Source organism: Scytonema sp. PRP1 (assembly GCF_036697665.2).
Classification (GTDB): Bacteria; Cyanobacteriota; Cyanobacteriia; order Cyanobacteriales; family Nostocaceae; genus Kalymmatonema; species Kalymmatonema gypsitolerans.
Genome location: NZ_JBAHYJ020000012.1, coordinates 52,806 through 67,546, shown reverse-complemented (window position 1 = coordinate 67,546; position 14,741 = coordinate 52,806). Strand labels below are relative to the sequence as shown.

14 protein-coding genes are annotated in these 14,741 nt (G+C 39.7%); 8 read left to right on the top strand and 6 right to left on the bottom strand.

The window, feature by feature from the left end:
- Window positions 1–20: 20 nt before the first annotated feature.
- Window positions 21–1,493, top strand: a complete 1,473-nt coding sequence (locus V5G28_RS01540) for an ATP-binding protein (RefSeq protein WP_332992377.1) — start codon at window positions 21–23, stop codon at window positions 1,491–1,493.
- A gap of 30 nt (window positions 1,494–1,523) precedes the next feature.
- On the opposite strand, the gene V5G28_RS01535 is transcribed toward V5G28_RS01540, so the two are convergent.
- Window positions 1,524–1,700 (bottom strand): ribbon-helix-helix domain-containing protein, encoded by a 177-nt coding sequence (locus V5G28_RS01535; RefSeq protein WP_096570897.1) that lies wholly within the window; start codon window positions 1,698–1,700, stop codon window positions 1,524–1,526.
- A 174-nt stretch (window positions 1,701–1,874) separates the two neighbouring features.
- Here V5G28_RS01535 and V5G28_RS01530 point away from each other — a divergent pair, with 174 nt between their 5' ends.
- From V5G28_RS01530 to V5G28_RS01520, 3 genes are all read left to right on the top strand, one after another.
- The gene (locus tag V5G28_RS01530; RefSeq protein ID WP_332992374.1) at window positions 1,875–2,432 is read left to right on the top strand and encodes a hypothetical protein; all 558 of its coding nucleotides are present in this window, start codon (window positions 1,875–1,877) and stop codon (window positions 2,430–2,432) included.
- Window positions 2,429–2,734: a helix-turn-helix domain-containing protein gene (locus V5G28_RS01525; RefSeq protein WP_332992372.1), complete on the top strand. Its 306-nt coding sequence runs from the start codon at window positions 2,429–2,431 to the stop codon at window positions 2,732–2,734. Before V5G28_RS01530 ends, V5G28_RS01525 begins: the two co-directional genes overlap by 4 nt.
- 115 nt (window positions 2,735–2,849) lie before the next feature.
- Window positions 2,850–3,044 (top strand): hypothetical protein, encoded by a 195-nt coding sequence (locus V5G28_RS01520; RefSeq protein ID WP_332992371.1) that lies wholly within the window; start codon window positions 2,850–2,852, stop codon window positions 3,042–3,044.
- Here the strand turns inward: V5G28_RS01520 and V5G28_RS01515 are convergent, their stop codons facing one another.
- From V5G28_RS01515 to V5G28_RS01495, 5 genes are all read right to left on the bottom strand, one after another.
- Window positions 3,045–3,572 (bottom strand): TniQ family protein, encoded by a 528-nt coding sequence (locus V5G28_RS01515; RefSeq protein WP_332992369.1) that lies wholly within the window; start codon window positions 3,570–3,572, stop codon window positions 3,045–3,047.
- A complete protein-coding gene (locus tag V5G28_RS01510; protein WP_332992367.1) occupies window positions 3,572–4,408 on the bottom strand; it encodes a TniB family NTP-binding protein in 837 nt (278 codons plus the stop codon). Before V5G28_RS01510 ends, V5G28_RS01515 begins: the two co-directional genes overlap by 1 nt.
- A gap of 3 nt (window positions 4,409–4,411) precedes the next feature.
- Window positions 4,412–5,968 carry a Mu transposase C-terminal domain-containing protein gene (locus V5G28_RS01505; RefSeq protein ID WP_336229445.1) on the bottom strand — a complete coding sequence of 519 codons (1,557 nt, stop codon included), beginning with the start codon at window positions 5,966–5,968 and terminating at the stop codon, window positions 4,412–4,414.
- Window positions 5,947–6,162 carry a hypothetical protein gene (locus V5G28_RS01500; protein ID WP_336229443.1) on the bottom strand — a complete coding sequence of 72 codons (216 nt, stop codon included), beginning with the start codon at window positions 6,160–6,162 and terminating at the stop codon, window positions 5,947–5,949. Before V5G28_RS01500 ends, V5G28_RS01505 begins: the two co-directional genes overlap by 22 nt.
- Before the next feature lie 301 nt (window positions 6,163–6,463).
- Entirely contained in the window at window positions 6,464–6,640 is a 177-nt protein-coding gene (locus V5G28_RS01495) for a hypothetical protein (RefSeq protein WP_332992361.1), read from the bottom strand.
- A gap of 838 nt (window positions 6,641–7,478) precedes the next feature.
- Between V5G28_RS01495 and V5G28_RS01490 the strand changes: the two genes are divergently transcribed.
- From V5G28_RS01490 to V5G28_RS01475, 4 genes are all read left to right on the top strand, one after another.
- Window positions 7,479–10,475, top strand: coding sequence for an Eco57I restriction-modification methylase domain-containing protein (locus tag V5G28_RS01490; RefSeq protein ID WP_332992359.1), 2,997 nt, complete (start codon window positions 7,479–7,481; stop codon window positions 10,473–10,475).
- A 58-nt stretch (window positions 10,476–10,533) separates the two neighbouring features.
- Window positions 10,534–10,773, top strand: a complete 240-nt coding sequence (locus V5G28_RS01485) for a hypothetical protein (RefSeq protein ID WP_041032216.1) — start codon at window positions 10,534–10,536, stop codon at window positions 10,771–10,773.
- Window positions 10,761–11,204 carry a type II toxin-antitoxin system VapC family toxin gene (locus V5G28_RS01480; RefSeq protein WP_332992356.1) on the top strand — a complete coding sequence of 148 codons (444 nt, stop codon included), beginning with the start codon at window positions 10,761–10,763 and terminating at the stop codon, window positions 11,202–11,204. The genes V5G28_RS01485 and V5G28_RS01480 overlap by 13 nt, the downstream gene beginning before the upstream one ends.
- Before the next feature lie 167 nt (window positions 11,205–11,371).
- Complete coding sequence (locus V5G28_RS01475) at window positions 11,372–14,737, top strand: helicase-related protein (RefSeq protein WP_332992354.1); 3,366 nt, start codon at window positions 11,372–11,374, stop codon at window positions 14,735–14,737.
- Window positions 14,738–14,741 lie beyond the last annotated feature (4 nt).

The window sequence follows — 14,741 nt, the reverse complement described above, 5'->3', positions numbered from 1 at the left end:
CTATATACAAATTTAATTAAATGGCTAACCAATCTTCTGCCATAGTCCAAAAACTCTGGAATTACTGCAACGTCCTGCGCGATGATGGCGTTAGCTACAACGACTATGTAGAACAACTCACATATTTAGTATTCTTAAAAATGGTGGACGAACAAGCCCAACTCCCTCCACCTGTGGGCAAACCTTCCAGCATTCCTAAAGAATACGACTGGCAAAGCTTACGTTTAAAAGATGGCGATGCTTTAGAAATTCAATATCGCCACACTTTAGAAAATCTGGGGAAAGAAAAAGGACTTTTGGGCGTTATCTTCCGGAAATCTCAAAATAAAATACAAGATCCCGCCAAACTCAAACGACTGGTAGAACTCATTAACTCCGAAACTTGGATTGGGTTAGATATCGACGTTAAAGGCGAAATTTACGAAGGACTGCTGCAAAAGAACGCCGAAGGAGATAACGGTATTTACCGCCGCGAAGTACCAGTGATTCCCCGCACGGTAATTCGTGAAGCAATAGTCAACGCCTTAATGCATCGTAACTATCGGATACGTCAACCAGTACAGATAATAAGATTTTCTAATCGCCTTGAAATTCGTAACCCTGGTCATTCTCTCAAACCCTTTGACTCCCTTGGAGAACCAGGTTCTATTGCCCGTAACGAAAAGATAGCTGCTGTTTTACATGACGTGGGTATTGCAGAGACAAAAGGTACAGGCATCCGCGTCATGATTGATGAAATGCATAAGGCAAATCTGACGATACCACTTTTTGAGTCTAGCCCCGAGAGAGATAGCTTTACTGTTAAACTCCTCGTTCATCATCTTCTGAGTCAAGAAGATGTGCAGTGGTTGGCACAATTTAAGCAGTGTAACCTGAGCAATGATCACGCTAGAGCATTAATTGTTGCGCGAGAAGTTGGTGGAATCAGTAACTTAATATACCGTTCTATCAATCGTGTTGATACCCTTACAGCTAGTCAGCAACTCAGACACTTGCGCGGTTTAGGGTTGCTAGAACAAAAAGGCAAAAGCTCAGCTACTTACTATACCCTCAGTTCAGACATCCTTGAGAAAGATTTATCTAGCTACTTAGCAGCACAAGATAGTTCTAATCTAGCGAGTAACCCTACAGATAATGATTTATCTAGCGGGTTAGTATCTCAAGATGACTCTTATCTAGCGGGTAGCTCTACAGATAATAAATTATATCTAAATTATTTAGACCAGATGCCTGATGATTTAAGACAAGCTGTTGAGAGTTTAGGGGAACGAGCTAAACCACAAGAAGTAAATTTTGTAATTATTCAACTTTGCCAATGGCAAGACTTATCTTCGTCAGAACTAGCTACAATCCTTAGGCGTAATCAAGTCTATCTGCGGAATAAGTATTTGAATCCCCTAATTACATCAGGCGAACTTGAATATGTTCGCCAGGGAAATCCAAGTGATCCTCATCAAGCTTACCGGGCTAATAAGAGAAGCAAATTGATGTAAATTTTTTCGTGGACGCGCTAAGCGATCGCCTCACTTCCCTTTTCCCTGAGTCGGCGGAATTGTTCCTTCATCCTGTGCTTTTTTAATCGCTCGTTTGACAATTAACACCGCCATTTGAGACAAAGACCGCTCCTCTGCATCAGCCAACAGTTGCAGGGCTTCTTTGTCTTCTTCTTCCATGTAAAGAGTTACAGTTACTTTCCCCATATCACTATCATAAGCTCTGTTGTGTGTTTTTGTATTAAACAAACAAAATAACATAAAAACACACTAAAATACATAATACTTATGTATAATCACTTATAAGTCAAAAGCCAGCGCTCAACTTTCTCAGGGCTGTCGCGCTGGCTTCTGGCTCCTCTCATCAAGGAGACATATTCCATGTTAAAACCTGTTTGCTACAAAACAGATGTTTGCCAGGGCTATCAACAAGCTTTAGATGACTTCGGCATCACAGAACTACTTGCAAAACTTAGCAACTACTCTGACGCTGACTTCGATAGCGCTTGGATACAACCCCAGCAGCAAGAACTAGAAAACTTAGCCGCCATTCTGATTTCCCAGTTGACTGACAGCATCAACGGTAAGTTGATTGCTAATTATCTGAATGCTATCCGCCAAGGAAACCAAGATATACTCCCAAGCTTTACAAAGCAGAAATTTCCACCTTTGTCTATTGATCTTCCAGCCAACTTTCCCGACGTAGCAAAGACACCCCGCTTTCTGTACGGTGACAAGCTACGTTGGCGCTCATCTGAAAGTGACACCGACTGGGGTATTGTCATCGGCAGATTTTATAGCTTCGCTCCCCATCGCTGCTGCTGGACGTGGTGCTACCTGATTTGGTTGAGTTCATACAGCCCCAGTGCTGCTTGGATAGTTGCAGATATCGCCTGGGAAGAGGATTTAGAACCACTGGAAATGGAGCCAGTGTTATGACCAAACCTCGTCCTTTACTAGCACGAGAGCAAGACTTAATCGCTTTTTACAGCCACTGTCAACTGGGAATGACTCCCAAGAGATTTTATGCCAAATGGGACGTTAATCAAGAAGCTTTAGCCCAAATTTGCTCTCGTTCACTTTCAACTGTTCGGCGCTGGTTCTCAAAAGGTCGCAACTACCGCTCTCCTATGCCCTCTGATTTACGCCATCTTGCCCTGATGGACTTCCTGCTAGAACACTTCGATGACATTCCTCAAGAACTCTTGAAGCAGCTCTGTTTCTTTGAGCGGGGTAAGTAGGAATTCAAAAGCCAGCACATTTCAATATCATCCTGATATTTTTTTGCCAGCCACTCTCACAGTAGGCTGGCTTTTGTCTTTTAAAGATTACTGCAAATATTACCAGGAGGGTTCTATGACATACCTTGAAAAGCTAAATCCTTGGTGTATAGTCAAGCTTTTACCTAATATGCAGCACCAGATTGTCACTCGTTTTCGTCGCCGCAGTGACGCTGAAGCTCATATACAAGTTCTGCGCCGACTCATCCCAAGCGTGACTTTCACAATTATGTTCAATCCGGCGTTGGAGCAGGAAGACCAAAAAGTTTAGTTAAATCGCCTTTTGATAACTTGCCATCTGTGCAAACGTCAGAAAACACCGCTCGCAATGTCCATCCACCCATAGCGCAGGAACTTTAAACCTTGCTCCACAGTTTGGACATTCTGACAGTAGTCGCAGATGATGGCTCGCGCACTCCTGCGTCACCTTAAACTGCCATTCAATTTTGTGACAAGGCGACTCAGTGTAACAAGCTGCGCACAACCGAATTGGCTCGATTTTCATCCCCACTTCAGTAGGTGGCAACATCTGCTCTAACCTATCAGCATCAACTCCCACAACTTTAGCCAATGCCTCTAACTGCTGGCGAGACGGTGGGGGATTAAACCGGAATTTTTCCCATCGGGCGATGGGCAAAGCCCCGCCTACGGCGATCGCACCCCCAAGTCTTGCCGCCTTACCTAACCCAGCAGGCGTTAATTCATTTGCCCGTCGAAAGCGTCCCAAAAAGTGACTTAGACTTTCTCCCTGATATGGTTCCACCTGAAACAACCAAGGGTTAATATCCCCAGGTTCCATCACTTATACTCCACCGTTACTTCCTTCAGGGTTTCCAAATCAATCTTTGGTAATCCTTTCTTTAATGCCCGGATTGCTGACTCCCTGAGAATCATATCCAGCAACCCAATGTAGCCTCCTGTTGCCTCACCCAAGGTCTTCAGCATTGTCTTACTGGAAAGATTAGAAGCAACTGGCAGTTTTAAAACTTGTTTTTCCCAAATCTCCACAGTTCGCTTAAAATCTTCCCCAGAAAACTTACCAAACCGATGACAGGCACGAAAACGGTTATAAACTTGCTCATCTCGCTTGATTACAGCGTCTAATCTGTCAGTACCCACCAAAATCACCGCAATTTCCAACTTGTCAAAAATATCCCGCACCTCAGCAAAAGTCTTGGGTTTTAAGCGGTCAGCCTCATCAATAATCAGCATTTCCACCCCACATCCTTTGAGAACCCGTAGCGTTCTATCTCTAATCTCTGCTACCGTTCCCTTAGTCATCTGATACTTCAAATGCTCAATAATTGCTGCAAATAACTCCTTAGCACTGCACTCTTGAGGTATTTGGATATAAGCAACAGGCACAGTTGGGGGTTTTCCCGCTTCTTGTTTGGGCTTATGCCTGAGTCGGTAGGCATCACAGCCCATTGTTTTACCCGTTCTTGACTCTCCCAAAACACGACCAGATTGTTTTGATTGCCGCTTCCCGTCTAACCAATCATGGAGAATTTGCACTTGTTCCAGAGGAATAAAACTCTTCCGGTTCAATCGTTGAATTTCTGTTTGTAATTTTTCATCATTTACCGGAATGTCACCCAACTGTTGAGCAACTGCTTGAGCTTGTTTTGAAGTCATTTTCTACCACCCGTAATCTTCGCGCATTTGTTCGTAATCAAAGACTTCCGGCATCTGGTATTCTGCCTGACTGTCAACAGATGCCACTTCAATTTCTTCTTCTGGTTCAACTGTTAATGGTTGTTTAGCCTTTTGAACTATGGTCTGTTCTGCCTTTTGGCGTTCCTTTTTGGTTTTCTTTTGAGGAACGAAGGTTTCGCGATTGCCTTTGGCACTGCGCTCCGCGCGATCGCGCACCTCTGCCAAAATAGAACGATTGCTAATAGCCTTACCTGCTTGCCGAATCCTGCGACTCATAGCTTTTGCTTCATCCACAGACAATTCCTCAGTCTCCAAATCTTGAGCATAAGCACGAGCTAGAAATTCTTCTTTATAACCCTTGTGACTATAAACCAAAACAGTAGTGATATCTCTGGGGTCATATCGTAGGACAACGCTTTCCCCTGCGTAACCTGCTAAATATTCGCCTCTGTACATCAAGTTTTCAAATTGTAAGTAGCCTCCTCTTTGAATCATTCTGCGTGTTTGCTTCATTAAGCAGATATCCAAATCTCTTTCTGAGATGGCATCAGGTGCTACTATCAAAGCAGATTCCCAACGCTGAAATCTAGTTTGCTCACCCATACGAGCATCAATTCTTTGGTTATAGTTATTGACGATGTAAGCTACCAGCCTTTGCTCTAGCTGCCGTAAAGTCAAGCAAGCTTCCTTCTCTGCATCTTCTGGTCGTTCTTGCACATTTGACCCTGTATATCCTGGCAAAGTTGAGAATAATTCGGTGTTAAATGTCTTAAAAGGACGCTCGACAATACCCCCTTCACTGGGGCGAGCCTCCTTCGGAGGAGCTTCGCTAACGCGCAAATGACAAACAAACCCCAATTGCACTGCTATTTGTTGCAAATGGTTTGAACGAAAATCTTTTCCACCATCTGTATAGAAGTGTTCTGGCAAACCATAAGTACCCCATTCTTCATGGAGTCCATATTCTGATCCATAGTTCTTGGGCAAAATTCCATGACGCAAAGCTAGAGCAACAATCTGGGAACTCGGTGCATCATAGCCTAAATTAATACCTATGATACAGCGAGAATAACTATCTATTACTGTTGTTAGCCAAGGACGACCGAGAATTTCACCATGTTGATCTACTAACAAAACATCAACACGGGTATGGTCACATTGCCAAACTTGGTTACTATATTCTACTTGTAAATCTTTCCCATCACGGGTTTTAACTGATAAACGTGAGCCACGCCAACCGGGGCTGCGAATACTTTTAGCTTTTTCCTGTTTATCTATCTCTGGTTGAAGAATGCGGTACACAGTCATATGAGAAGGAGGCTTAACCCCTAGTTCATCTGCTCTCGCCCTAACTCGGATGAATACCTGCTGGCGAGTTATTCTTTTACTACCCTTATTGCCTTCTTTGTAAGTCTTTAAGATGAACTCTTGCCAGTTTTCATCCACTCGATGCTTTCCTTTGTCATTTCGTTCAATTTGCGTTAGCCCAATTAGTCCCTCCTTTTCCCATTTATCAATCAGTCGCCGCACTGTTCGCACTGATTTGCCAAGTTTTTCTGCTGCTTCCTTGAGCCGTTGAGCGTATGTTGTGCGATCGCCTCCCTCAAAGACAACTTCTTAATCACCTCCATCTTCAACTTCGCCTCATCCGAAAGTTCCGACACAATGACATTTGCTTCGGTGAGATTGCTATTTGAGTTTGCAGGTGTTTTAAAAGAATGAGCGTCCTGCATAAACAATTTTGTTTAATTGCAACATGTGTGTTTATTTTATCTATAGAATGGCATTTAATTTGTTAATTTTTTTAAAACTCAGTAATTTTCCTTATTCTGCAAAGTGACACTTAAATTGTTAAATTACAGGGATTAGACATCTAATTTGTTAATCACGTTTAACGGTGGTTGTGAGAAGTTTAATAATTAAAAACCTGCCATAACCTTTGTTACAGCAGGGTTTCAGTCATTTACACAAATTGTGACAATATTTTGTTAAATTGACAAATAATTAGTTAATGTACATGTGTCGATTGCCAAATTATTTGACCGCCTTGACAGATTGATGTAAATGTAATTGACTGTCGCGATCGCCTGAAGGGTACTGCGCTGAGTCCTGTTCGCGTAGCGTGCCCGCAGGGCATACGGACACGCTACGCGTTGGTGGAGCCTGTACTCGTATAGAACCGCCGTGGTTGACCAATAAAGCGTGGGTCATTTTTGAGCGCTTCACACATTTGTTTAATTTGAAAAATCAGTACAAGCAACTCAAGGACAACAGTCTGCAATTCCTGTAAAGTTGACACCAAAAACATATGTATGAAGGCTTTCAGAATTTTCCAGAGAAGCTAAAGCTTATTTTTCTATAGTCTACGTGTAATTTCTGAGGTCTATATTACATTGATGAATAAAATTTGATATGGAATTTAGTAATTAAATATACTACTGATTCGCTAAAACTTCAGATTAATTCAGTTAATAGTAGGATTTTGCTTATGTATAGCAGTTTCAAATAAATAACCATTGTTTAAAATTTACTTTTACTCCTCTGTACAAACCAGCACAATTTACGTAAATATATTATACTGAGGAAAAATGGACAAGGTCGCATCTCAGTTCATAGGCAACGCTTATTTACTTATCAACGCTCAAGACGACATCTACCGTGCAGATGCTTGGTTAATCCTATAGGAACCACGAGACTGCTTTATTTCATCTCTAATATTTTTAAATGCATTTCTCTGCAACGACGAATATGCATTGTTTTGTAATGAAAAATTCCCTATTAACAAGTTAACAATTACTGCTTTTCTGTACAAAATCAGGCTAGAGATTGACGGTTTATCAGCGATTTATTATTGCCCCGTTAACTGATGGCATCATAACTGTTTAGCAGACTTCTTGATTTCTCTAAGCGCAGCAGATTTATATCTGGCTAGTGCCAAGTTGTCATGCTTTCAATTTTTGAGAACTGCTACGAGGTTTAAGCTTCGGAGTCAGAGTTATGCTGCGCGGTTGTTAAGAAAAACACACTTCTGGAATAGCATCTGTAATATATGCTCGCATTAGAACTACAACAGTCAATCTTAAATTCACTCCAAAATTTGAAAAGTCTTGATGTACTTAAAAGATTATTTTGGAGCCAATTGAATTACGAACGAGTAAATCAAGAACTTTCTCATCGGAAATTGACTGATGCAGTTGCTTATGAAGTTAAAGGCTCCCCCTTGTTATTAGCTTCAGGGGGAGCTAACAATGCTTTCCATGTTATTTATACTTGTTTGAAATCAGAAGAATTATCAAGGCAAGGGGAAAGAAATGTTGTTAATCATCTTCTAAAAGATCATCCGTATGCTTTATTCGTCTTTTCCAATCAATCACAATCGCGGTGGCACTTCCTTAATGTTAAGTATGATAATTCGCCCCAAAAAAGAAAGCTATTTCGCCGTATTACCGTTGGAGAAGGCGAACAATTACGCACAGCGACAGAAAGGATAAGTCTGTTGGATTTGGAGCAAATAAGCCCAAATGCATCACCCTTAAATATTCAAACACGCCACGACGAAGCATTTGACGTTGAAGCTGTCACTCAAGAATTTTTCAGAGAGTATCGTAAAACTTTTGAAAAAGTTGAAGGACTCATTCAAGGGATTGAAGGTGATGAAAGTAAGCGGTTATTTACTCAAAAGCTGTTTAACCGTTTGATGTTCGTCACTTTTATTCAGAAAAAAGGATGGCTGAAGTTTCAACAAAGAACTGATTATCTATCAGCTTTATGGAAAGCTTACCAGGATGACGATGGCATATCCAATAAAAACTTTTATAGAGATAGGCTTTCTCATCTATTCTTTGCAGGGCTAAATAATCCTCAAGAACCGGACATTGTAGGAATTAAGAATGGTGGTTTTTTTAAAGAATTAATTGGTACTGTTCCTTACCTAAATGGCGGTCTTTTTGAACAGGGTGAAGATGATCAAAATCCTAAAATTATTATTCCAGATGATTGCATAGATAGTATTCTTCATGATCTATTTCAACGCTTCGCTTTCACGGTTACAGAAAGCACACCTTTAGATGTAGAGGTAGCAGTAGATCCAGAAATGTTGGGCAAAGTATTCGAGGAATTAGTCACAGGAAGACATGAATCTGGAAGTTACTATACTCCCAAGCCGATTGTTTCTTTTATGTGTCGTGAGGCGCTAAAGGGATATTTAAAAACTCAAGTTGTAACCGAGTCACATGATGCAGTAGCACAATTTGTTGATGAGCATAATCCAGATAATCTGGTGAATCCAGAAGCAATATTAGCAGCATTACGTAAAGTTAGGTGCTGCGATTTGGCTGCTGGAAGTGGAGCTTATTTATTAGGTATGCTTCACGAATTGCTAGATTTACGTCAATGTTTATTTGCAACTAAAGGGTTAGATTCAAATACCGTTTATCAACGCAAATTAGAGATTATTGAAAATAATATTTACGGTATTGATAAAGATGTATTTGCAGTGAATATTGCGCGGTTAAGGTTATGGCTTTCGCTTGCTGTTGAGTACCAAGGTGAAAAACCGAATCCATTACCAAACCTGAAATATAAAATTGAAGTGGGAGATAGTCTCACGGCTCCTAGTCCTACAACTACAGGAGTTATTAGGCATGAATTAATCAGCCAATACAGCCAAAAAAAAGCTGAATATATGCGAACCCATGAAGGCGGTAAAAAGCAGAATTTAGAACGGGAGATTAATGAGTTAAAAACTCAGATCCGGTTAATAACTAATGGAAGCACTAAAGCACCAGAAGGTTTTGATTGGGCTGTTGAGTTTGCTGAAGTTTTTGCTGATGGCGGGTTTGATATTCAGGTAGCAAATCCACCTTATGTGCGAATGGAACTATTTAAAGATATTAAGCCTACTTTGAAGAAGAACTTCCCAGACGTTCACAGCGATCGCGCTGATTTGTACTGCTACTTCTATGGACGTGCTTTGGAACTTTTACGCAATGATGGAATGTTAGCTTTTATATCTTCAAATAAGTGGTTGCGTGCTAAGTATGGAGATAAGTTAAAAAAGTTTATTGCTGATACTTGCCAAGTTAATAGTATTACAGATTTTGGAGATTTACCTGTTTTTCAGAGTGCAACAGCTTATCCAATGATTTTCACAGCACAAAAAAGATACGCATCGAATAAACCAATTTTGTTTACAGAAGTGAAATCATTAAAATCACCTTATCCTGATATTTTGGCAATGATTAGGAAGGAAGGAAATAGCTTATCACCTAATGCCTTAAGTGGTGCAAATTGGAGGTTAACTAATATTACATTAGGTAATCATATAATAAAGGTAGAAGCCAAAGGAACTTCATTAGGAGAATACGCCAAGGGGAAAATTTTTTATGGTATAAAAACTGGTTTAAGCCAAGCTTTTTTTATTGATGGTTCAAAACGAGCCGAATTAATTGCTCAAAATCCAGCTTGTGAAAAAATTATAAAGCCATTAGCTGTTGGTAAAGATATTCGTAAATGGCAAGTAAATTATCAAGATAAATGGCTTTTATATATGCATCATAATATTGATGTGAAGGAATTATCGCCTGTTCTTGAACATCTGAAACTTTACAAGACACAACTAGAAAATAGAGCTACCAAGCAGAAATGGTATGAATTACAACAGCCTCAAGCACGTTATACTCCTGCATTTGAGAAACCCAAGATTGTATATCAACGTTTTCAGGTGAAACCATGTTTTGCTTACGATGATAAAGGGATGTATATCAATGATGCTGTTTGGGTCATTGCTCTTGACGACCTTTATTTATTAGGAGTGCTAAATTCACAAGCATTTTGGCTAGAAATATCTCGTCATTGTACGAAAATACAAAATGGTTATCAATTACTGCGAGGTAATATCGAGAAAGCTATTATCCCCAACGCCTCTACGACAGAACGCGAAGCAATATCTCAACTAGTCCAAAAATGCCTAGATGCAAAAGGGGTTAACTGTGAAGCATGGGAGAAAGAAATAAGCGATCGCGTCGCCGCCCTCTATGGACTGTAGGACAATATAGAAGAGAACAATCTTGCCTACAGTATTAAGAAATTTTGAGGGAAAAACCATGCAATCAGCTTTACGTATCACAACCAAAGTTTTACCGGGAAACAAAATAGAAATTGAAATTCCCGAAGCTGAAATAGGCGATAGTGTTGATGTATTTGTGATTTTACCAGAAAAAGCTGAACCAAAACGCCGTTCAGCAGTAGATATTCTTAACGAGTTACCAGGGAGACAGCTTTTCAAAACTACCGAAGAAGTAGACAAGTATCTGAAAGAGGAACGGGAATCATGGGAACGCTAAATATTCCCGCTTCTAGCTTGGTATATGTAGATACATCAACTGTTATCTATAGCGTTGAGAAGTTTCCTGAGTATGTTCCACTGCTTGCACCTCTATGGTTAAAACTACAAGCAGGAGAAATTGAAATTGTTAGCAGTGAATTAATTTTGATGGAAACTTTGGTTCTACCTGTGCGAAATTCTAACTCAATTTTAATTAACGCTTATGAACAGCTTTTGATTTCATCTGAAATGCGACTAATTCCTATAAGCCAATCAATACTGCGACAAGCTGCTAATCTTCGGGCTACAAGTAACCTCAAAACACCCGATGCTATTCATGCTGCAACAGGTTTATCTGTTAGTTGTAACCAATTTATTACCAACGATAAAGGCTTTCGTAATGTTCCTGGCTTACCTGTTGTTATCCTCAGTGAAGTTTTAGCATCTTGAACTTAATACAAACCTAACCCCCAACCCATTTCCTACAAGGGAAGGGGAGTAAGAATTAAAGCCTCTCTCAGTATAAAAGCTGCTCCTCTTCCCTCCCCTTTTAGGGGAGGGTTAGGGAGAGGTGGAGAGAGGAATGCAAGTAGATTTTCCTATTTAATAAAAAAATAATGCCTACCCACGATATTATAGACAACCGTAATCAAAAGTTAGTAGACCAAATTAAACGCATTCTCGATTCAACAGAAGCGGCACATTTTGCGGTAGGTTATTTCTTCCTTTCCGGCTTCACCGCCATTGCAGAACGCCTAACGAGTATTAAAGAATTACGCTTGCTCATTGGCAATACTAGCAACCGCGAAACCATCGAACAAATCGCCCAAGGATACCGAAGATTAGAATTAATTGAAGATAAAATCGAAGCGCAAAAATATCATAAGCGCAGTGAAGAAAAACAGATGACGAATGAAACAGCAGCCAATGTCCGTTCCAGTATTGAATTAATGGATCAGACAGATGAAGCCGAGACGCTGGTTAAAAACCTAGTGCAAATGATAGAAGAAAAACGGCTTCACGTCCGCGTTTACACCAAAGGAACCTTACACGCTAAGGCTTATATTTTTGACTACGGTACTGTTTATGATAACAAAGGTAGAGCTTTAGAGCGTCAAGAAAAAGGCATTGCGATAGTAGGTTCATCTAATCTTACCCTTTCCGGCATTAACCATAATACCGAACTGAATGTAACCATCCACGGAAACGATAACCATACAGAATTAACTCATTGGTTTAATGAATTATGGGACGAAGCAGAAGATTTTAATGAAGCGTTAATGAGAGAAATGAAACAATCTTGGGCGGGTTTACCTGTCCGTCCTTATGATGTTTACATGAAAAGTCTCTACGCTTTAGTCAAAGATAGATTAGAAGATACTGCACCAAAAGATTTAATTATAGAAGACGAAATTAGTAAACAATTAGCAGATTTTCAAACAGTAGCTGTTAATAATGCCGTACAAAATATCAGAGATTATGGCGGTGCTTTTGTCAGTGATGTAGTAGGGCTTGGCAAGAGTTTTATTGGTGCTGCAATTGTTAAAAGATTTGAACAAGTAGAACGCGCACGTCCTTTAATTATTTGCCCTGCACCACTAAAAGAAATGTGGGATAGATATGATGAAGTTTACCAGCTAAATGCTCGCATTCTTTCAATGGGGATGTTAAAAGAAGATGACGATGGAGATGTGAAAACATTATTAAATGATTTTAGATTTAAAGATAGAGATTTTGTACTTATAGATGAAAGCCATAACCTACGGAATAATAGCACTCAAAGATACAAAGTAGTCGAAGCCTTTTTAGGTGCTGGTAAACGTTGTTGCTTTTTAACAGCTACTCCTCGGAATAAAACTGCTTGGGATATTTATCACCAACTAAAATTATTCCATCAAGATGATAAAACTGATTTACCAATAGACCCACCTAATTTAAAAGAATATTTTCAATTAGTAGAAAAGGGTGAGAAAAAATTACCAGAATTACTATCCCATATTCTCATCCGCCGTACCCGCAACCACATCTTACGTTTTTACGGTTTTGACTCAAAAACTCATCAAAAAGTTGACCCAGCTAACTTTAAAGAGTACCTAGACGGAACCCGACGCGCTTATGTCATCGTTGGTGGTAAGCATCGGTTTTTCCCCAAACGCGAACTAGAAACAATCGAGTACAGCATTGAGGACACATACCAAGGACTATATCAGGATTTACGTCAATACATGGGTAAACCTCGCAAGCGTCAACTGGTTAAACCACCCACAAACGAACTTAGCTATGCGCGTTATGGACTATGGAATTATGTTTTGAAAGACAAACAAAAGCAAGAACCTTACAACACTCTGCAACGTGCAGGTGCTAATCTACGGGGTTTAATGCGAGTGCTATTGTTTAAGCGCTTTGAGTCAAGTGTTTACGCTTTTCAAGAAACTCTCAAAAAATTATTGATAGTGCATGAAAGATTTTTAAAAGCACTGTCTCAAGGATTTGTTCCCGCAGGAGAAGAAGCACAAACTCTGCTATCGGAAGATTATAACCAAGCAGAAGAACAAGACTTGATGGATGCATTGCAGAAGGTATCTAATAAATATGACCTAGCTGATTTTAACGCAGAAAAATTACAACAACATATTGATCATGATATTAAACTGCTAAAAAATATTTTGGCATTAGTTGAACCAATTACTCCTGATAAAGACGCCAAATTACAGACTCTTATCAATTGGTTATCTAAACCAAATTTAAAAAATAAAAAACGGCTTATTTTTACACAGTACGCCGATACAGCAAAGTATTTATACGAGAATTTAAACCCAGACGGTAAGAATAATGACATTGATGTAATTTATAGCGGTAACAACAAAAATAAAGCACGTGTAGTCGGAAGATTTGCACCTAACGCTAATAAAGAATATAAATTTAAACCAGGAGAATCAGAGCTTAATACGTTGATTGCTACCGATGTTTTGGCAGAAGGTTTAAACCTGCAAGATGGCGACTTAATAATTAATTATGACTTACACTGGAACCCAGTTAAACTAATTCAGCGTTTTGGTCGTATTGACCGTATTGGCAGTGATAAAGATGTCATTTATGGATATAACTTTTTACCTGAACTAGGTATTGAGCGCAATTTAGGTTTGAAACAAAAGCTTAAAAACAGAATACAAGAAATTCACGATACTATCGGTGAAGATGCTGCCATTCTTGATAAAACAGAACAACTGAACGAAGAAGCAATGTATGCCATTTACGAACAAAATGGTAAACAGTTGAGCTTATTTGATATTGAGGATGAAGATAATTTCTTAGATTTAAATGAGGCTGAGGAAATCTTGAGAAAATTACAAAAAGAAGACCCAGGCGAATTCGATCGCATCGCCAATTTACCACATGGTATTCGCACTGCTAAATTCTCCATGCTGAAGGGCACATACATTTTCTGCGAAGCTTCTGACCCTAATCGACCTGATATTAAAGGCTACCAGCAATTATTTTTATTAGATGACAAGGGGAATATAGTCTCTAGGGACATTCCCCGTATCCTGGGTGCAATTAAAGCTGACGATACCACGCCCACTTTGACACTCCCCAAAGATCATAATTCTGCTGTAATGCACGTCAAGCGTCAATTTGCGGAGCAAGTAAAGCATCGCCAAGCGGAAAGGGAATTTAACCAGCGGTTGACTCAAGGACAAAAGTATATTATGCGGGAACTAAGGATATTTTTTAAATCAACTACAGATGAGGAAATAAAAGGTCAGATCAATATTTTAGAAAAAGCGTTTCGCGCTTCAGTGAACCAAGCAATTAACCGAGAGTTAAATAAATTGCGGCGTGATGGTTTCACTAGTCAGGAATTATTCAATCAACTGAGACAAATTTATCGTCAACATAATATGCACGAGTGGCAAGATAATAGTTTGCCTACACTATCTCAACCAATACCCGTAATTGTTTGTAGTGAGGCTTTAGTATGACTTC